The sequence below is a fragment of the Acinetobacter sp. 1424608 genome, from assembly GCF_000588255.1.
In the GTDB taxonomy this organism is placed as follows: Bacteria; Pseudomonadota; Gammaproteobacteria; order Pseudomonadales; family Moraxellaceae; genus Acinetobacter; species Acinetobacter nosocomialis.
Window position 1 is genome coordinate 1 of record NZ_JFXL01000028.1, and the last position, 19,745, is coordinate 19,745.

The 19,745-nt window shown below is 37.1% G+C and carries 23 protein-coding genes; 17 read left to right on the top strand and 6 right to left on the bottom strand.

Annotated features, from left to right (window positions below; translation table 11 throughout):
- Window positions 1–389 precede the first annotated feature (389 nt).
- From J678_RS21490 to J678_RS21500, 3 genes are read left to right on the top strand one after another with little or no spacing between them, the layout of a single operon-like run.
- On the top strand, window positions 390–893 hold the full coding sequence (locus J678_RS21490) for a YfiR family protein (RefSeq protein ID WP_004711910.1): 504 nt from the start codon (window positions 390–392) through the stop codon (window positions 891–893).
- Between the two features lie 5 nt (window positions 894–898).
- Window positions 899–2,122 (top strand): diguanylate cyclase domain-containing protein, encoded by a 1,224-nt coding sequence (locus J678_RS21495; protein ID WP_004711907.1) that lies wholly within the window; start codon window positions 899–901, stop codon window positions 2,120–2,122.
- A 14-nt stretch (window positions 2,123–2,136) separates the two neighbouring features.
- Window positions 2,137–2,616, top strand: a complete 480-nt coding sequence (locus tag J678_RS21500) for an OmpA family protein (RefSeq protein ID WP_001097560.1) — start codon at window positions 2,137–2,139, stop codon at window positions 2,614–2,616.
- Between the two features lie 47 nt (window positions 2,617–2,663).
- Here the strand turns inward: J678_RS21500 and J678_RS21505 are convergent, their stop codons facing one another.
- Window positions 2,664–3,674 (bottom strand): metallophosphoesterase, encoded by a 1,011-nt coding sequence (locus J678_RS21505; RefSeq protein WP_031956442.1) that lies wholly within the window; start codon window positions 3,672–3,674, stop codon window positions 2,664–2,666.
- Window positions 3,675–3,780: 106 nt separating this feature from the next.
- Here J678_RS21505 and J678_RS21510 point away from each other — a divergent pair, with 106 nt between their 5' ends.
- A complete protein-coding gene (locus tag J678_RS21510) occupies window positions 3,781–5,406 on the top strand; it encodes a phospholipase D family protein (RefSeq protein WP_016805434.1) in 1,626 nt (541 codons plus the stop codon).
- Here the strand turns inward: J678_RS21510 and J678_RS21515 are convergent, their stop codons facing one another.
- Entirely contained in the window at window positions 5,407–6,216 is an 810-nt protein-coding gene (locus tag J678_RS21515; RefSeq protein ID WP_002048714.1) for a lysophospholipid acyltransferase family protein, read from the bottom strand.
- A gap of 203 nt (window positions 6,217–6,419) precedes the next feature.
- Between J678_RS21515 and hflX the strand changes: the two genes are divergently transcribed.
- The 4 genes from hflX to J678_RS21535 all read left to right on the top strand — a co-directional run bounded on the left by hflX (window position 6,420) and on the right by J678_RS21535 (window position 9,380).
- Window positions 6,420–7,754, top strand: a complete 1,335-nt coding sequence (gene hflX, locus J678_RS21520) for a ribosome rescue GTPase HflX (protein WP_002048698.1) — start codon at window positions 6,420–6,422, stop codon at window positions 7,752–7,754.
- Window positions 7,755–7,796: 42 nt separating this feature from the next.
- The gene (locus J678_RS21525; protein WP_002048719.1) at window positions 7,797–8,168 is read left to right on the top strand and encodes a hypothetical protein; all 372 of its coding nucleotides are present in this window, start codon (window positions 7,797–7,799) and stop codon (window positions 8,166–8,168) included.
- Between the two features lie 10 nt (window positions 8,169–8,178).
- A complete protein-coding gene (locus tag J678_RS21530) occupies window positions 8,179–8,853 on the top strand; it encodes an LrgB family protein (RefSeq protein WP_000480818.1) in 675 nt (224 codons plus the stop codon).
- 83 nt (window positions 8,854–8,936) lie between these two features.
- Window positions 8,937–9,380 (top strand): DUF2147 domain-containing protein, encoded by a 444-nt coding sequence (locus J678_RS21535; protein ID WP_002048729.1) that lies wholly within the window; start codon window positions 8,937–8,939, stop codon window positions 9,378–9,380.
- A gap of 39 nt (window positions 9,381–9,419) precedes the next feature.
- Here J678_RS21535 and J678_RS21540 read toward each other — a convergent pair whose 3' ends face one another.
- Genes J678_RS21540 through pdxA form a run of 3 tightly spaced genes read right to left on the bottom strand, consistent with a single transcriptional unit; the run spans window position 9,420 to window position 12,079 of the window.
- Entirely contained in the window at window positions 9,420–10,259 is an 840-nt protein-coding gene (locus J678_RS21540) for a symmetrical bis(5'-nucleosyl)-tetraphosphatase (protein ID WP_031956444.1), read from the bottom strand.
- Window positions 10,260–11,072, bottom strand: a complete 813-nt coding sequence (rsmA, locus tag J678_RS21545; protein ID WP_002048699.1) for a 16S rRNA (adenine(1518)-N(6)/adenine(1519)-N(6))-dimethyltransferase RsmA — start codon at window positions 11,070–11,072, stop codon at window positions 10,260–10,262.
- 23 nt (window positions 11,073–11,095) lie between these two features.
- Window positions 11,096–12,079, bottom strand: a complete 984-nt coding sequence (gene pdxA, locus J678_RS21550; protein WP_031956445.1) for a 4-hydroxythreonine-4-phosphate dehydrogenase PdxA — start codon at window positions 12,077–12,079, stop codon at window positions 11,096–11,098.
- Between the two features lie 173 nt (window positions 12,080–12,252).
- Between pdxA and rplM the strand changes: the two genes are divergently transcribed.
- The 9 genes from rplM (at window position 12,253) to J678_RS21595 (ending at window position 17,746) form a co-directional block, all read left to right on the top strand.
- Window positions 12,253–12,681, top strand: a complete 429-nt coding sequence (rplM, locus tag J678_RS21555) for a 50S ribosomal protein L13 (RefSeq protein ID WP_002048731.1) — start codon at window positions 12,253–12,255, stop codon at window positions 12,679–12,681.
- Between the two features lie 12 nt (window positions 12,682–12,693).
- A complete protein-coding gene (gene rpsI / locus J678_RS21560; RefSeq protein ID WP_002048725.1) occupies window positions 12,694–13,080 on the top strand; it encodes a 30S ribosomal protein S9 in 387 nt (128 codons plus the stop codon).
- A gap of 170 nt (window positions 13,081–13,250) precedes the next feature.
- Complete coding sequence (locus J678_RS21565) at window positions 13,251–13,904, top strand: glutathione S-transferase N-terminal domain-containing protein (RefSeq protein ID WP_002048702.1); 654 nt, start codon at window positions 13,251–13,253, stop codon at window positions 13,902–13,904.
- A 6-nt stretch (window positions 13,905–13,910) separates the two neighbouring features.
- Complete coding sequence (locus J678_RS21570) at window positions 13,911–14,339, top strand: ClpXP protease specificity-enhancing factor (RefSeq protein WP_031956447.1); 429 nt, start codon at window positions 13,911–13,913, stop codon at window positions 14,337–14,339.
- A 17-nt stretch (window positions 14,340–14,356) separates the two neighbouring features.
- Window positions 14,357–15,013 carry a hypothetical protein gene (locus J678_RS21575; RefSeq protein WP_017393423.1) on the top strand — a complete coding sequence of 219 codons (657 nt, stop codon included), beginning with the start codon at window positions 14,357–14,359 and terminating at the stop codon, window positions 15,011–15,013.
- A gap of 341 nt (window positions 15,014–15,354) precedes the next feature.
- Window positions 15,355–15,714 carry a hypothetical protein gene (locus tag J678_RS21580; RefSeq protein WP_001096608.1) on the top strand — a complete coding sequence of 120 codons (360 nt, stop codon included), beginning with the start codon at window positions 15,355–15,357 and terminating at the stop codon, window positions 15,712–15,714.
- Between the two features lie 85 nt (window positions 15,715–15,799).
- The gene (locus J678_RS21585) at window positions 15,800–16,765 is read left to right on the top strand and encodes a hypothetical protein (RefSeq protein WP_031956448.1); all 966 of its coding nucleotides are present in this window, start codon (window positions 15,800–15,802) and stop codon (window positions 16,763–16,765) included.
- A gap of 8 nt (window positions 16,766–16,773) precedes the next feature.
- The gene (locus J678_RS21590) at window positions 16,774–17,334 is read left to right on the top strand and encodes a GTP-binding protein (protein ID WP_031956450.1); all 561 of its coding nucleotides are present in this window, start codon (window positions 16,774–16,776) and stop codon (window positions 17,332–17,334) included.
- Window positions 17,327–17,746 (top strand): roadblock/LC7 domain-containing protein, encoded by a 420-nt coding sequence (locus tag J678_RS21595; protein WP_031956451.1) that lies wholly within the window; start codon window positions 17,327–17,329, stop codon window positions 17,744–17,746. The genes J678_RS21590 and J678_RS21595 overlap by 8 nt, the downstream gene beginning before the upstream one ends.
- A gap of 49 nt (window positions 17,747–17,795) precedes the next feature.
- On the opposite strand, the gene J678_RS21600 is transcribed toward J678_RS21595, so the two are convergent.
- A complete protein-coding gene (locus tag J678_RS21600) occupies window positions 17,796–19,736 on the bottom strand; it encodes an acetyl/propionyl/methylcrotonyl-CoA carboxylase subunit alpha (protein WP_032027511.1) in 1,941 nt (646 codons plus the stop codon).
- Window positions 19,737–19,745: the final 9 nt, after the last annotated feature.

Genomic DNA, 19,745 nt, shown 5'->3' on the forward strand with positions numbered 1-19,745 from the left:
TTCTTCAATTCTCTTAATGATCTTCTTCCTGGTTCGTCACCAGCAAGCTAGGTCGGCTATATTACTCTTAATCTCTTAAAAGTCAACAGGTAATTTCGATATTTTTAAAACTTATCTTTCAAACCAACTTAACATCAAATTCATCACTTAAAGTAACCAACTTAATCTCAAGTAACTGTTTTTCAACAAGTTTCTATCTGCATCACCGCCGATGGATGTGCATTATAGACCATCCAAATCCCTTTGCAATACCTTTTTAACATCCCATGCATCAACCGATCATTTTTTAGGCTTTTTAGTCAAAATTAGATGAGATATTAAACTTTTTTTAGTTAATCAACTTCATGTAGAATAGATTATTCGTGCAATTGATTTGGCATTAACTCACCATGTGGCACTCCGCTAAGAAAGTATTATTCTGCATACTTGTAGTGTTTGCTACGAGTGGGCCTGCGTATGCCAATTCAAAACATAATTTCTATGTGCTGACTTTATCTATTTTAAGTTATAGCAAATGGGAGAATGTAAGCACTCCTACTCTTTGTGTAATTGATAATGCTTCAATTACTTCTACTTTTCAGTCTTATATTCAGCAATTATCTTATAACTATCGTGTACAAACGGTTAATGCTAAAGATTTTCCTAAGTCGCATTGCCAAGCTGTTTATTTCTCTACAACCTCTCCTCAGCAGCAACAAAATTTAATTCAAAATTATCCATATCGTTCTTTGCTTTCTTTAAGTATTAATAATCCAGAATGTGAAGTTGGTAGTATCTTTTGCTTATATGACCAAAATAATTACACCACTTTTAAAGTTAACTTAGATGCATTAAGCCACTCCAAGGTCCATATTGATCCAAGGGTATTACTCTTGGCTAAGAATGCGGAGTAAGGGCTATGATATCTAAGTTGTATCAGTCCACTTCTCTACATGCTCTTTTTAGAAAGTCTCAATTTACGATTTTTGCTATTACTTTTTTTATTTGTTCTTTTACCTTTGTATCTATTTCCGTTTTTACTATGGAAACTTATGCAAAGCAGAATTTGCAGTTACTCAGCCATACGCTTCTAGAGCGTATTCAGCCAGCTGTCGTATTTAATGACAAGATCACGATAGAACAGATTTTAAATGAATATACAAATGATCATTCTATTCGAGCAATTCATATTTATGATTCTGAACATCATTTAATTGCACAAAGCTTTAAATTGTCGAGTCAAACTTCAGTTTTAGAAGGATGGTTTGATCACTGGTTTTTAAATGAGCCGGTACATTTAACAATTTATCATCACCAGCAGAATGTAGGTGAACTCACACTTTTTGGTAGCTCTGAAAAAATATTGCAATTTTTAAAGATGATTATGGTCGGTCTTGCGATTGCAATGCTATTTATTGTTTGTGCTTTATGGTGGTCAGTGAATTTGACTTATCGTCAAATTATGCAAGCGATTTATCCACTCACAAATATTGCTCAAATCGTAAGTGAACAAAAAGCTTATAACCTTCGTTTTCCTTATAACCGAATTAAAGAGTTTCAAGATCTAAATACCGTATTTAATGAGTTACTTGAAGAAATTCAGATTTGGGATAATCAACTGCAAAAGGAAAATCGTAAATTATCTTTTCAAGCCCATCATGACCAGCTTACTTTATTACCGAATAGACATTATTTTTATCAAATATTGTTAGATATGTTTGAAGATAAGGATTTTGACAACAAGTCGGCTTTATTGTTCATAGATAACAACAACTTTAAATCAATTAATGATCAGTTCGGACACTTAGCTGGTGATGAAGTTTTGAAAGAGATGGCGAAAAGGTTACAAACGCGCTTACGTCATCAAGACTTTATTGCCCGTTTAGGCGGAGATGAATTTGCGGTTATTTTGCATTCCATTACGCATGCTGATCATTTAATATCTATTGCTGAAAATTTACTCGAAAGCTGTAAAGAACCTTTGCATCTAAATGATCAAACGATTTATTTCAGTTTTAGTGTAGGGATTGCTTTATCCCAATTTGCGTCTAGTCCAGAAGATTTTATTATGCAAGCAGATCAAGCGATGTATAAGGCTAAGACTTCTGAGCAACATTGGTTTATTTATAAACCAGAGAATTAAATTTAGGCTAATTTATGAATACAAGATCTTTGAAACTCTCCTTTATTGCATTGCTGTGCATTGCGCTTGCAGGCTGCTTGAGTTTTGGTCCTTTGAAATATCGTCAAGTAAAAATGCTAAAAAAAGAGGGTTTTGTACTTACTAATGAAGGTTGGACTCTAGGTTTACCAGAACGCTTATTATTTGATTTTAATGACGCAACATTAAAACAAAGTCATGAGGCAGAGCTCACACGTTTAGCAAATCAATTGAATAAATATGATTTGAATAAATTAAAAATTGTTGGTCACACTGACGATGTAGGTAATCCTGAATACAACCAAAAGTTATCTGAAGAACGCGCGCAAAGTGTTGCGAACCTTTTTTTGACTCACGGTTTTAAAAAGGAAAATATTTACGTTATTGGGCGTGGTTCAACTCAACCCTATGTACCGAATACAACCAATGAAAATCGGGCAATTAACCGTCGTGTTGCAATCGTTATTATTCCTTAGGCTTCTAATTATAAAAAAGCCAATCCTTTGTGATTGGCTTTTTTATTTTATACAAGCTCAATAATATCAATAGTAGGCGGCACCCGAAATCTTAATGGTATTCCAACCATACCCGTTCCTACGGTGACGAAAACATCAGCATGTTCATGTGAATAAAAGCCACGTTTATGACCTAAGATTGATACTTTTTTCATAATATAGTTAGTTACCCAAGGAAGTTCGACCTGTCCCCCATGAGTATGCCCAGATAACATTAAGGGGCGATTAGGTAATTTGGGAACCATATCTACAGTATCGGGGTTATGGGACAAAATTAACCAAGGCTTATCTTGAGGTAAGTCTGGCATTGAACGCATATCGGTTTTCCCAGCCCAAAGATCACCAATACCAATTAAACGAAATTCATCAAATTCAACAATTTTCCCTTCAATATCCATAACCTCATTGTAGTGAAGCGCATCTTTTAATAGTTGTTGAATAGGAGGCCCTGGATATTGTTCATCGTGATTTCCAGGAACAGAATACACAGGGGCCTGAATATCTTTGAGTACACTCAATTCTTGCACCAACTTATCTTCTGGCTCATAAGTCCAGTCTCCTGCCACAACCACTAGGTTTGGCTTTTGTTCATTGAGTTTTTTCACAATGATTTTGAGTTGTCGCTCATGGCCAGAAAATAAACCTATATGTAAATCGGCAATTAAAGCAACTTTTACAGGCTTATTAAAACGGCGGTCTGGATTCAAACGATACTGATGAACATCGACATGTACCATATGCGGTTCTATAAAACGCGCATAAATGAGAATACCGCTTAATAAAAATATAAAAATAGTCTGATGAATTGAGTAATACCCCATCCAACCTGCATATAAATTAAAGAACCAAAGTGGAATAAGGAGATAAGATAGATAAAAAGCAAGTAAGTGAACAAAAGCTTTAAATGGATGAATCGTCTCGGTACGCGATTGATGAACCCAAGCTTCGACAATTCCCCATAAGGCAAGTATTGAAAAAATAAAGTAAAAACAAAAGATGATTGAATTTGGGTTCCACATTACGATTCTCGACTTATCTTATATTGATTGCTAGTAATCAAATTCAATATTTATCTTTCAATATGCACGAATTATACTCTAGCTCACCTTATCGTATGTATTGATTATGGCACAATCCTTTCATTCCAAACAGCTTCAAACTCATCAACAGGCTAAAGGCTTTTTGATCAAAGCTTCTTTAATTGTCTGTTCAAGTTTTGCTGTAACTTTGACAGGTTGTAGCACACTACCTAAACATCGGGTTGAACCAGTTCAATACGCGCGTGATATCGATACATCTCAAACTTCACTTGCAAAAATTATTACACCTTTACGTGAGCAAAATCCAAATTTAACGGGTTACCACATTTTAAATGATCCGTTAGAAGCTCTCGCAGCTCGTTTAAGGTTGATTGATAAAGCCGAGAAGACTTTAGACTTACAGTACTATATTTGGGATAACGATAAGGTCGGTGCTTTAGCTTTACATGCCATTATTCGTGCTGCCGATCGTGGCGTTAAAGTGCGTTTATTGATTGATGATAATAATGCTAAAAAGATGGAAGGTGTTTTACTGGCCCTTTCTCAGCATAAAAATATTGAAGTTAAATTATTTAACCCATACCGTTTTCGTAAATACCGCGCGATGGATATGCTATTAGACTTAAAGCGTATCAATCATCGTATGCATAATAAGAGTTTTATTGCCGATAATCAGGTTGCGCTTATTGGTGGGCGTAATATGACAAATCAGTATTATAACGTTAGTGATAGTTATCAATTCTCTGATGTCGATGTCATGTTAGTCGGTGCTGCTGTTGATGATATCGTAAATTCTTTTGATGACTACTGGAATCATGAATATGCATACTCAGTCCAGAGTATTGTCAGTGCTCAACAACACCGTTTACGATATGAAAGTTTGAAAGAACAACTAGATGCTCACTATCAACAAGCCACTGTTCAAAACTTTCTCAATTTAACGTCTAGATCGCATGCTTTTGATAAATGGTTAGACCATAACATTCAGTTTGACTGGGTGAAGGCAGAGGTTGTAAAAGACTCCCCTGATAAAATTAAGTCAAAAGCAAAAAAAGAAGAGCATTTGAATTTCCAATTGATTAATCATTTGGAAAAACCAGAAAGCAATGTTGATTTGATTTCTGCTTATTTTATTCCTGAAAAGCAAGGCGCTAAAATTTTAAGTACCCTCGCCAAAGAAGGGGTAGAAGTTCGTGTTTTAACAAATTCATTTAAAGCCAATGATGTTGCTGTGGTTCATGCATTTTATGGTCGTTACCGAAAAGAGCTTTTGAAAAACGGCGTACAACTTTATGAGTTTTTACCAACTCCAGATAAACGTAATTTAAATAAAAATACGGATGAGTTGGCAACCAAAGCAAAAGTAAACATGAAAGGTTTAAGTCGCTCAAGTTTACATACTAAACTCATGGCTTTAGATGAACAGGTTTTTATTGGATCATTTAATTTTGACCCACGTTCAGCCTATTTAAATACTGAAATTGGTGTAATTTTAGATAGCCCATCACTGGCTAAAACAATTCACCATACGATGGATGAAAATTTAAATAAGTATGCTTATAAATTAAAACTAGATCCGAATAATAATATTTATTGGCAACAAGAAACCTCAAAAGGCCCTGTCATTTATAAAAAAGAGCCAGAAATGAAATGGTGGCAAAAGGCAGGCATGAAGTTTCTTTCATGGCTGCCTCTCGAAGGTTTTATGTAATTAACTTTTTGGCTTAAGTACTTTTTGATGTAATTGAGCCAAACCTTCTACCATTTTTTGTTGGACTTCTTGAGTTAAACTTTTTACATCATGTCCTTCTACCGAAATAGGAGGCAATGTTAATAAATGAGCCGTTACTTTTGGCATTTCTAGAACACGCTGAATATGCTCAACAAAAGACATCTCCCCAATAAATGGTGCAACGGTATCTAATTCGCCATGACGATTTACATAACAGATTAAACATACCTGTACCGGACGCTCTGCTTCAATAGCAGCTCCAAGTAAACGACCATGAACTTTTTTAACAGAATGACCATCTGTAGTAGTCGCTTCTGGGAAGAATAAAACTGGAATATTTTGTTTTAAGAACCCAGCAATTTGCTCTCTAATTCTAATAGAGTCACCAGACCCACGCTTAATAAATAAAGTGCCACCGCCTTTTGCTAAGTTGCCAAGAATAGGCCAATTTTCTATTTCGGCTTTCGCTAAAAAGAAGACACGTGCACCTGAACCTAAAACAGCAATATCAAGCCAAGATATATGATTACTTACCCATAAAGCCGGTTCTCTCGGAATGGTGCCATGCACTTGAACATCGAGGTTAAAGACTTTACATAAACGGCGGCAAAAATATTGGACGTATCGTGTGTTAACAGGGTTATTTGGATCTTTATAAAGTCCATGACGATAAACTAAGTAAAAACCTTCACTGATTGCCGCTGTCGCTGAAGTAACTTTTTTTCCGTATAAACCTATTTTTGAAAATTTCTTTAATGTTGAATTCACTATACTTTGCGTTTGAGCCATAAAATTTCACTAACGATCAATCATTGTTATACCCATCTCGAGCCATTCTATACGTTTCGGAATAAAGTTGCATCGCTATGCGATAGAAGCAAATAAAAAATAAAATGTATGTAGATAATCTAAAGGATAAGAGCAAACCCTTTCCCCTTTTACTCAAGTTTCCACTAGAATAAAGTTTTAGCCTTTTCAGGATTTATAACCACGTGGAATATGTTGATCGGCATCAAGGCGGTGAACGCACAATATTAGTGAGTGTGTCTGTACAATTATTAGATGATCTGGATGCCGAAGAGTTTGCTCTACTTGCACAGTCTGCTGGTGCAGATATTCTTGAACACATTAAAGTGCAACGTAATAAGCCAAATCCTAAGTTTTTTATTGGTTCCGGTAAAGTCGATGAAATTGCAGAACAAGTTCGTGATTTAGAAGCAGGACTGGTTATTTTTGATCATGCTTTAACACCTGCTCAAGAACGAAATTTAGAAAGAATATTAAAATGCCGAGTCATTGACCGTACTGGTTTAATTCTAGATATTTTTGCGCTGCGTGCCCGCACCCATGAGGGTAAATTACAAGTCGAGCTTGCTCAGCTTAAACATTTATCAACTCGCCTGATTCGTGGTTGGTCTGCTGACTTTGAACAACAAAAAGGTGGTATTGGCTTACGTGGTCCCGGTGAAACCCAACTCGAAACAGACCGTCGCCTCATTCGTGTGCGTATTACACAATTAAAAGATAAGTTAGATAAAGTTCATCAAACTCGTATACAAGGGCGGGCGGCAAGACAAAAAGCTTCAATCCCAACCGTATCCTTGGTAGGTTACACCAATGCGGGTAAATCCACATTATTTAATATTTTAGCAAAAAGCGATGTGTATGCAGCCGACCAACTGTTTGCAACTCTTGATCCAACCTTACGTCGTTTAGAATGGGATGGTATTGGTACTGTTGTGCTTGCAGATACTGTAGGTTTTGTGCGAAACCTACAACATGATCTAGTTGAATCTTTTAAAGCAACTTTAGAAGAAACGCTTGAAGCCACCCTACTTTTACATGTCATTGACAGCAGTAGTCATGACATGCTTGATCAGATTGAAGCTGTTGAAGGGGTTTTAAAAGAAATTGGAGCAGATTCACCTGTCCTTCGTGTCTACAACAAAATCGATTTAAGTGGTGAAGAGGCTAAAATTATTTATTCACAGCCTCATGTTCCTGATCGTGTGTATGTTTCAGCACATTCAGGTTTAGGGCTAGATTTACTACGTCAAGCAGTCCAAGAATGTTTAATGGGGCAACTTCAACAATTCTCATTAAAACTTAAACCTGCTTATGGCAAATTGCGTACCCAGCTTTATGCTTTAAATGTGATCGAATCTGAACATTATGATGATGAAGGAATTTTACATATTGATATACGAATTGCACCTCATAAGCTTGAGCAGTTAATTCGTCAAGCCAAACTCCCTATCGACGAGATATTGGGTGAACGGGCGAGTCAGTTTAAAAGACCATTGGAAGAGTTTGAAATCAAGCACTAGATCAGTTAAAACTTGATAAGTACACTTTTAGAGATAAAAAATATGGATAAGATCAAAAGTATAGATTGGGCAGCATGGGTAGGAACTTTTCTACTTATTATCGGTTTCCGTGAAGGCTCAGTCGTCGTTATGCGTGCTTTTGGTCATCCAGAATTAGGTAACTTAGTTGGTTTAATTAGTTTACTCATCATCTTACTCATTTGGCGCAAGTTTAAGAAAATCCCCTTAAGACTTGTCGACACCAATAATAAAATTATGAAAGAAAGTGGTTTTGCTTTTTTACCCATTTGTGCAGGTTCATTAATTATGCTGGTACATATGGGTAAAGAAATTCCTTTGTTTCTCTTCGTATTAGTGGTGAGCACCCTTATACCCTTGTGGGTCTATGCAAAAATGGCCAAACATTGGTTATAAGGAGAATAAAATGTTTATGATTTTATATGGATTTTTGATTACGCTAGTTGGCTATCTTTGTGCAAAACCTTTAAACCGTCGTTTCCCTCAAGTGCCTCTTTTAGTTTTTGGTATGTTCATTGTGATTGGTTTATTGTCAATCTTGAAAGTTCCTTATGAAGAATACCGTCTTTACGTAAATGATTTATTTAGCCATTTATTAGGATATGTCACAGTTGCTTTAGCTATACCATTAGCTGCGATGCGTTATGACGACTTACCTCTTAAATCGGTTATTGGCATTTTATGCTTTGCGAGTATTAGTGCTGTTGCTTTACCAATGGGACTCGCTTATTTATTGCATATGTCTGAGCCTACTATTTTGGCTTTTGCTACACGCGCTGTAACTACACCTATTGCTTTAAATATCGCGACTTTATTACATGCTCCAGAAACTTTAGTCACTCTGATCGTGATTTTATCTGGCGTTATTGGTGCAGCATTTTCACCATTTTTACTTAAGCATATTCATGATGAAAGAGCATCAGGTTTAGCTCTAGGCTTAGCTGCCCATGCAATTGGAACTGCTCAAGCTTGGCAGCGTGGCCCTGTTGCGGGTCGTTATGCTGCATTTGGTATGGCCTTAAATGGGGTATTTACTGCAATCTGGCTACCAACCTTCATGTTATCTTTTGGAATACATTGATTAAAAAGTAGTTTAAATAAACATTGAACCCGTTATTAATTAGAAATAAGATGGACTTTCAAATCTAAAAGGATTTTTTGATTATGGGGAAATTTTTTGTTGGAGCTTTGCTCCTATTGGGAATGAATACTGCTACTTTTGCAGCCGATATTACCGGTCTTTGGCAAACAATTGACGATAAAACTGGCACACCTAAGGCTCACGTAGAAATACGTAAAGAGGCGAATGGTACGTATGCAGGAAAAGTTGTAAAAATCACACCGCGTCCGGGTTATACACCAAAAGAAATTTGTGATAACTGTCCAGCGCCTTATACCAATAAGCATATTGTAGGCTTGGATATTGCAACTGGCTTAAAACAAGTTGATAGTACAACCTATACCGGAGGAAAAATTCTAGATCCAAATACTGGTAAAGTTTACGGATTAAAAGCCAAACTCAGTGCAAATGGTAACCGTCTACATATGCGCGGTTATCTTGGAGTTTCTGCTTTAGGCCGCAATCAAATCTGGATTCGACTAGAATAATTTTCGAAAATAAAAAAGCCGCTTATGCGGCTTTTTTTATTACATCACTGGGTTAACTACTGAAAATATTTTCTGATCTTCAAGACGGTAAGCAATTAAGTTCTTACCCCACACACAACCACCATCAACATTTTGAATATGATCACTAATAGTTCTGCCTTCTAAAGCAGCCCAATGTCCAAAAAATATTTGATGTGTTTGTGCAGCTTTACTTGGAAATTCAAACCAAGGTAAATAACCTTCCGGCATTGGTGCATCTAAAGTATCTTTAAAACTAAATTCCAAAGTACCTTCTGCATTGGTCAAACGCATACGTGTTAAATAATTGGTAATGCAGCGTAGACGGTCATTACCAGTTAAGTCATCGTGCCAAAGATCCGGTTTCGAACCATACATTTCAGCCAAAAAAGTATCTAGCACAGACAGATCATCATCTGCTAATACCGCTTCAACGTCTTTCGCTAACGAAGCCGTTTTTGATGCACTCCAAATACAAGGTATACCAGCATGCGTTAGCACAGTTTGTTCATTTGGAAATAAACATAATGGTTGTTTACGCAGCCAGTCGATGAGTTCATCACCATCCACAGCATCAATAACGTCCTGCGTACGATCTTTTTCTTTAATTTCTTTAAGACCACGAGCACAAGCAATGAGTGTTAAGTCATGATTACCCAATACTGTAGCGGCAGCCCCTCGATCGGCTAGTTTCTTAATGAAACGCAGTGCACCTACCGAGTTCTCCCCACGTGCAACCAAATCACCAGCAAACCAAATAAAATCCTGATCAGGATCAAAACGTATTTCTTTTAGTAATGCTTTGAGTGCTTCAAAACAACCTTGCACATCTCCAATTACATAGTTATAACGCTTGGTCATTTATGCCACCATTTGATCTGCCAAAGCTACGAACTCAGCAAGTGTCAAAGTTTCTGGACGAGCCATTGGATCGACTCCTGCTTTTTCGAAGCCATCTTCAGCTAACATACCTTTAAGACTGTTTCTTAGCGTTTTACGGCGTTGAGTAAAGACGTGGGCAACCAAACGAGCTAAAGCTTTCTCATCTTTCGCAACAATCGGTTTTTGTTCGTAAGGAACTAAACGGAATACAGCACTAGTCACTTTTGGTGGCGGATTAAATGCGCCGGCAGGTACTTCAAATAAAAAGGTAGGCTGGCAATAATATTGAATCATTACCGATAAACGACCATATTCTTTTGTATTTGGTTCAGCAGTAATACGTTCTACCACTTCTTTTTGCAACATGAAATGCATGTCTTTAACTTGACTACCAAATTCCAAGAGATGAAAAAGTAATGGTGTAGAAATGTTATAAGGCAAATTACCAACAACGCGTAATGGGCGGCCATCTTTTACAAGTTGGCTAAAATCATATTTTAATGCATCAGCTTCTACGATAGTTAAACGTTCTGGATGTGGTACACGTTCTGGTAAGCCTGCTGCTAAGTCACGGTCTAGCTCGACTACAGTTAAAGCCTCACACTCTCCAATTAAAGGAGAGGTTAAAGCAGCCAAACCTGGACCAATTTCAACAATATTGTCGCCTGGACGCGGATTAACAGAGCGTACAATTTTGGCAATGACTCGCTGATCATGTAAGAAGTTTTGACCAAAACGTTTACGAGCTTTATGCCCTTCATCTTTCGGGTTTAGGGCATTAATTTGATACATAGAACATTTCCAACATGAAAAATTTAACTCGCTGCCAACGATAAAGCTAAATCGACAGCGACATTTAAACTTGAGCTTTTTGCCAAACCTGTCCCAGCTAAAGACAGAGCAGTACCATGATCGACTGAAGTTCGAATAAACGGTAAGCCCAATGTGATATTAATTGCTTCACCAAAACTTTGTGATTTTAGCACAGGTAAACCTTGATCATGGTACATGGCAAGAACAGCATCGGTATTTTTAAGGTGATCAGGAGTGAATAAAGTATCTGCTGGCATACTTAAACTGATTTTAATGCCTTGAGAGCGGTAAGTTTCAAGAACCGGATTAATCGTATCAATCTCTTCATGTCCCAAGTAACCATCTTCACCTGCATGAGGGTTTAATCCACACACTAATACTCTTGGATCATTAATTTTAAACTTGGTTTTTAAGTCATGAAGTAAAATGTCTATCACTTGATGTAAGCGTTGTTTGGTAATTGCATCGGCTACCTCTCTTAAAGGCAAATGTGTAGTCGCTAAAGCTACCCGCAAGTTTTTTGTTGCGAGCATCATGACAACACGCTCTACACCAGCGAACTCTTGATAATATTCAGTGTGACCACTAAATAAAATACCTGCATCATTAATGACCGATTTTTGTACTGGCGCAGTAGCCACACCTACACTTTTACCTGACATTGCATAATCAGCTGAGCGACGTAATTGTTCTAATACATAAGCTGCATTAGCTGGGTTTAATTGGCCATCGATGACTTCTGTTTTTAACGCGACGTGCTCTATATAAAGTTCGCCTTGCAAACATGATTCAGCTTGCCCTGTATACTCTAAAAACTTAATGTCCATGCCTAGCTTTTGAGCACGTTGTTGCAATAAATTTCGGTCAGCCAAAACAACAATCGGACGCTCATCAATGCGTTCCGCCAGACTTAAGCAAATATCTGGACCAATACCAGCAGGCTCACCGGAAGTGATATATAAAGGCAGCACAATCACCCCAGACATATAACAAGAATTTGTTTCATTTTAACATATCTGCCATTCATCAGTTTATGTATTAAATTATCTAACTTAAACTGGATTTTTCTTGTGACTTTGAACAAACTCGTTTAGAATGCTCGCTCCTTTTGTTTGGACAGATTCCATAGTCCAAACCAACTATAATAGGTAGTGGTTTAATGAAAACTCTCAGCGCTAAGCCAGCTGAAGTTCAACATGACTGGTATGTTGTTGATGCTTCTGGCAAAACTTTAGGTCGCCTTGCGACTGAAATCGCTCGTCGTTTACGCGGTAAGCATAAAACTTCTTATACTCCTCACGTTGACACTGGCGATTACATCGTTGTGATTAATGCTGAACAAATTCAAGTGACTGGTAACAAATCACTTGATAAGAAATATTATCGCCATACTGGTTTCCCTGGTGGTATCCGTGAGACTAACTTCGAGAAGTTAATTGCTCACAAACCTGAAGCTGTTCTTGAAAAAGCGGTTAAAGGCATGTTACCAAAAGGTCCTCTTGGTTATGCAATGATCAAAAAAATGAAAGTGTACGCTGGTACTGAGCATCCTCATGCTGCTCAACAGCCACAAGTTTTGGACATCTAAGGGATACAGCACATGGCTACTAATTATGGTACAGGTCGCCGTAAGACCGCAACTGCACGTGTTTTCTTGTCAGCTGGTACAGGTAAACTCGTTATCAACAACCGTACTTTAGAGCAATATTTCGGTCGTGAAACTGCTCGTATGGTTGTTCGTCAACCTTTAGAACTTTTAGAAGTTACTGAAAAGTTTGACCTTTACATCACTGTTAAAGGTGGTGGTATCGGTGGTCAAGCTGGCGCGATCCGTCACGGTATTACTCGTGCGCTTATCGCTGCTGACGAAACTTTAAAACCTGTTCTACGTCAAGCTGGTTTCGTTACTCGTGATGCTCGTGAAGTTGAACGTAAGAAACTTGGTTTACGTAAAGCTCGTAAACGTCCTCAATTCTCTAAACGTTAATTCGTTTACCGAATCGGACAAAAAGCCTTGGTTATCCCAAGGCTTTTTTATTGCTTATTCATTTTAAGCATGAGCGAAACAGATAAATATATGAAACTCTATCTATGGCACCGTGATTTCCACTCATATTTTTAGTATTCTAACCGATTCACACAACCATACCTTGTGATATGTCGGTCGAAAACACTTCAATTCAGGGAATTACCCTTTACAGCCATGCTGATGATTTCCGTTCTCACTGGATCCGTTTTTTATTGGCAGAAAAGCAAATTAAATATCAATTGATCGTAACTGATCATGAAGATGAGGATTTAGCGAGTCTAAACCCTTATAACCAATTACCAATGCTACTTGAGCAAAACCTCAAATTATTTTCCGCTCCAATTATTGCTGAATATCTCGATGACCGATATCGTCAGAGCAAGCTTTACGCTGATGCTCCTATGGCACGTGCAGAACAACGGCAATACATTTGGCGCCTTGAAAATGATTGGTTTAAATTGGCCGATCATATGCTCAAACATGCAGATACTTTAAATGTAGAACAAAAGCAAAAAGCGCAAAAAGAATTACGTGATACCTTAATTTCTCTTACTCCCCTATTTCAGCATTTCCCTTATTTTATGTCCGAAAATTTTTCAATTTTGGATTGTATGCTCGCCCCAATTTTTGTGCGGCTTAATAGCATGGGAATTGATTTACCAAAGCAGCAGTGTCGGCCTATATTTTTGTACTGTAAACGTATCTTTAGTCGCCCTTCTTTTGTTAAATCAATGACGCCCCAAGAGAAAACCCGTTACAATGAACAATTAAATATGGAATAGTGTGATATGTCTGAGCAAACTATTGAATTAACCCCTACACGTCCTTATCTTGCTCGCGCAATCTATGAATGGATTTGCGACAATCAACTCACCCCTTATTTACTCGTTGATGCAACACAACCACATACGGATGTACCACAACAATTTGTGAAAGATGGCCAAATTGTTTTAAATATTGTGCCCCATGCTGTACATCAACTGCTTATTAGCAATGATGCCGTAACCTTTTCAGCACGTTTTGGCGGTGTTTCTAAAGATATTTATGTCCCTATCCAAGCTGTTTTGGGTATATATGCACGCGAAAATGGACAAGGTTTATTCTTTGATCCAGAAGAATATGCCAATGTAGCGCCTATAGAAAATACGCTAGACTCTGAAGCACAAGAAACAACTGAACCAACCAAGAAAAAGCCAACATTAAGAATTTTAGATTAATTTTAGAGGAATAAAGTATGGCATTTGATTTAGTCCAATACTTTGCTGAGCAAATAAAAATTCAAAAGCCTCAGCTTTTAAATCAATATCCAGCCAATGAGAAAAATAAGCTGATTGATGAAGTGAATGTGCTCACTCTTGGAAAGTTAATTAGCTTATGGCGTCAAGACGACAATAAAATTTATAATGAAATCAAAACAGCCGATCCATTATATATTCAAGAAATAGCGCGTCATTTAACAACTTCTAAGCACAATCAGTCGATTTTAAAAAATGCCGAACTTGAGCAAAGTATTTCAGAAATTTTGACCTTACAGCTAACTGAGCTTAATCAACTTGATGAAACTGGAGGTTTCGGACAGAACGGTTTAAAAGAGCTCATTTTAGGGCAAGTTGAACATTTATCAGGACAGGCTGAGGATTGGGTTTGGTCAACAAACCACCTAACAGAGCTGATTGGTTCTAAACCTGTTGAACAAGAAGAGCTATCATTGGATGCAACAATGAAGGAGTTCAACCAAATGGTTCACCAAGCCCAACCGCATCATGAAGAATTACACATCGAAGAGCAACCTATCGAAATTTTTATTCCGGCATGGTCAAAAGTTATCGCACCTCTTGTTGCTTTAGCTATTTTAGGTTACCTATATTGTATTTATACACATCTTATTTAATTTTATTATAATTATTTAAAAGAGGAACTTATAGTTCCTCTTTTTCTATTTAAATAAACATAATTTATCAATAAATATTCCTTTAACATTCTATTACAATTATTAAAATTAATAATAGAAATTATATAATGCAAACATGAGCACAGTATTAAATATTTAATGTAAAAACAATCTTATAATATTTTTTATAAGATGACATTTTTGGTCACTTATTTACTAAAACAACAATTTTGAAATTTATTTGATTTATTGACTTCAACTTGAGTAAAAATATAATGATTTTTAACTACTTTTAAGGAAAAAGTAGTAATTATAACTTTATAATCCTGAGAGATAAAAAAATGGCTAAACTTTCTTTAGATAGCTTAACTGAAATTGATGGTTTTATTGCATCTGCACTTGTTGATTCAGAAAGTGGTTTATCACTTGCTACACAAGGCGGTGGGGATATTGATTTAGAGCTGGCAGCTGCTGGAAACACAGAAGTCATTCGCGCAAAACGAAATGTAGCTAACGCATTAAAATTAAATGACAATATTGAAGATATTTTAATTACATTAGGGAAGGCTTATCACTTAATTCGTCCTTTAGAAAGTAATAATAATTTATTCCTTTATTTAGTACTTGATCGCGCCAAGTCGAATTTAGCCATGGCTCGTCATGAGTTAAAGTCCTTTGAAAAAGAGCTCGATTTTAGTTAATTAATTTAAGCTGTGCTCTTTATACTTAATATAAAGAGCACATATAACATTACAATATTACTTAATAAAAATTTAAAATGATACTATGGATAGCCATTGCATAAATATTGCAGTTTCTGGTTTAAGCTTAAAAGTTTCAGACGAATTAAAAATCTTAATCCGTGATTTGATATCTAATCAATATGGAATTAACTGGGTTAACATTTCTAGTAATCAGATTGATTTATTAATTATTAATGAAAACTTTTTTGATGCAGACAATATTCAAAATATTCTTAATAAGAAAAAATTTCCTTATTTAAAAATTACAAAAACACCTTTAGAAAATGGAGACACTATACACGAACATACCTTACACTACCCTTTAGAAAAAACAGAACATCTCCGTTCATGGTTACAAGCAAATGTATTATCTCTTTTAAAACATACTGATGTTCGTTCCAACTCAACTTTATTAAATGAAATATCTATCATAGATGAGCAATTTATAAAAAATTTGCATAGCTCTGAAAATATTAAATTACATTTATTTGATGACAAGGGTACCTTGGCAATTATTGATAATAGAACTCAAATTGCTTGGTTAGAACCTTCTCGTCAAAAAACACAGACCAATATGAGTTTTAACTTTACCTTTGCAAAAACATCAGACTTTACTAAGGTTTCTCGTAAAAAGGATTATTACTTACAGGATTGGTTGTGGAATTTAATTTGGTGTTCAAAAGAATTTGAGAATTTAGCGTCAGCTGATGGTTACTTTAAAATTAATCATTGGCCACAACCCTATCAAAAAGAATATAGAAAAGTAAGCCTACAGCTCTCTGCCTGTTTTATTCAGGGAGCAAAAGTCACTGAAGTAGCTAAACAACTCAACCAACCTATCGATGTTGTTCTACGTTTTATTACAGCATGTTTAATGGCAAATAATGGGCAATATGTTTCCGCGAATAAGTGTTTTTACACGCCACAGACTCATTCAGAAAACTCAAATACAGAAAGTCATTTTTTAAAAAATTTTATAGGGAAAATTCGACGCCGTTTTGGCTTTTAAGGAACACTATGATTATTCAACAATATAAAATTGTCTTCGCAGGCAGTATGGGGGCGGGTAAAACAGAAGCGATCAAATCGCTATCTGAAATTCCAATTTTAGAAACAGAAGCATTTAATACTGATGTACAAAGTCACCAAAAATCACAAACAACTGTAGGGATTGATTACGGCGAAATTACTTTAGATGATGGTATTAAAATTGGGCTATATGGAACCCCTGGACAAAGCCGTTTTGATTTTATCTGGTCAGTTATTTGTAAAGGTGCGATTGGTATTATTCTTCTGTTAGATCACAATAGCTCTACTCCAATTGCTGAACTAAAAAGTTACTTGGAAACCTTTAAAAATTATAATGATAATATTGCGATTGGTATTACGCATATTGATGAAAATAAAGAATCTTCACTCCAAAAGTATCGCAACTGGTTAGCAGAAAACGAACTTCAATATCCATTATTTTTTATTGATGCAAGAGAACAAGAGCAAATTTTAATGATGGTTGAATCATTAATTGCATCACTTGAAGTTAAGGTAGGCGCAACATCTCAAGGGAAAGATCATGCTTAGTATTCCAGTTCAAAAACGAACCGCTCCAACACAATTGCTACAACTTGCAAAAAGTGAAGCCCAAAAAATTCTTATGAATACACGTGGTGTAGACTTTGTCATGATTTGTTCTTCAGATGGGTTTGAATTGGCAACAGTGAGCCACAAGAACTACCCTAATACCACCAAATTAGCAGCGGTGAGTAGCTCGATTTTGGCCATGGTCAGTGCATTTTTAAAAGAGATTCAACTGACTGGCTGTAATAACATCACATTAGATGCAGACAATGGCAAAGCCATTTTAACAGCTATTCCTGCTCTCCATCATCCGATGGTTATGGTTACCCTAAGTAATAGAGATGTACTTTTAGGGCAGCTGCTTTATAGCCTAAAAAAAGCAAGCCAAGTGATTGCAGAGGCAGATAGAGAATAACTTAAACTGCTATAAAAAAATACCGCCCAATAAGAGCGGTATTTTTCAATTAAGTTTGAATAGTAAATAGCATTTGCCGTTTTTTGACTTGTTGACCCTGTTGCCCTAATACATCTTCAACTACACCATCTACATCAGCTTTAATCTGCTGCTGGATTTTCATAGCTTCAAGCACAAGTAGGGTCTGACCTTTCACCACTTGATCGCCTTTATTCACCAGAATATTAACCACAGCACCATCCATTGGTGCACGAATTTTGCCATCTCCGGCAACATCAGTAGCTTCTGGCGCAGTATAGGTCACATTGCGTATCACAATATTGCCGTTATCTCGGTCTAGATAAAGTTGATCACTATCTAATACATACTGCACACGGCGACGAACACCATCAATTAAATAAACTAGTTGCTCTGACGTTCTCTCAAGCACATCAATACAAACTGATTGATCACAGAACTGTACCGTAAATGTATTATTGACAGATGAAACCTGCAATTGAATTTGCTGATCGGCAATTTGTAATTTTAACGGTAATGGCACACCAAGCCCGGTTTGCCACACCGCAGTAACTTTATTTTGGCTAAATAATGCCGCAGCAATCGCTAAAGTTTCTAAAGATAAAACTTGATGATGTAAGCTCGGATCATTTTGGAAATGCTGTTGGATGAATGCAGTATTGGTATCCCCTGTAACAACAACTGGATGGCGTAGTAAATTGACCAAGAACTGTTTATTACTGTTCACTCCCAGTAAAACACAATCATCAACTGCACGAGCCAGTAAGCGAATCGCATCCTGACGGGTTTTCCCATATGCAATCACCTTTGCTACCATCGGATCGTAAAATGGACTGACTTCATCAGTTGCCAACATGCCATGATCGATTCGCACATTTGGCAAAGTTGCAGGCTTCCAGCGTAAAACCTTTCCTGTTTGTGGTAAGAAATCCTGACGTGGGTCTTCTGCATACAAGCGCACTTCGATCGCATGTCCATTTAAGGTCAATTCCTGTTGCTTTAAAGGTAAATGCTCACCATTCGCCACACGTAACTGCCATTCAACCAAGTCCAATCCTGTAATAAGCTCAGTGACCGGATGTTCTACCTGCAAACGGGTATTCATCTCCAAAAAGTAAAATGCACCCGATGCATCAAGCAAAAACTCAACTGTCCCAGCACCGACATAGGCACATGCTCTTGCCGCTGCTACAGCTGCCTCACCCATTTGCTGACGTAGTTCAGGCGTCATGACAGGACACGGCGCCTCTTCAACTACTTTTTGATGGCGACGTTGGATCGAACAATCACGCTCAAACAAATACACATAATTGCCGTGAGTATCACCAAAAACCTGAATTTCGACATGACGCGGAGCAATAACTGCTTTTTCTAAAATAAGCTCCCCCGAACCAAAAGCATTTTCAGCTTCTGAACGTGCAGTTTGCAACGCCTCAACCAATTCAGATGCTTGTTGTACCAAACGCATGCCACGACCGCCGCCACCCGCAGAAGCTTTGACCATAATTGGAAAGCCAATCTGCTCAGCTTGAGTTGCTAAATATTCGAGATCTTGTCGGTCACCTTCATAACCCGGCACACAAGGGACGCCCGCCTCAATCATGGCAATTTTTGAAAGGCGTTTACTGCCCATTAACTCAATTGCAGAAGCGGTAGGTCCAATAAATGTAATCTGGTTGTCGATACATGCCTGAGCAAAATCAGTATTTTCTGACAAAAAACCATAACCGGGATGAACAGCATCTGCCCCTGTTTTTTTGCAGGCTTCGATAATTTTAGCAATGGAAAGATAAGACTCCGATACTTTAGATGCCCCAATGTAAACAGCTTCATCTGCTTCTTGCACATGACGGGCATTACGGTCTGCATCGGAATAAACTGCGACAGTTTGGTAACCCATTGCCTTGGCTGTTTGCATCACCCGAACTGCAATTTCACCACGATTGGCAACCAGTATTTTTGAAAATTTCATTATTTTTTT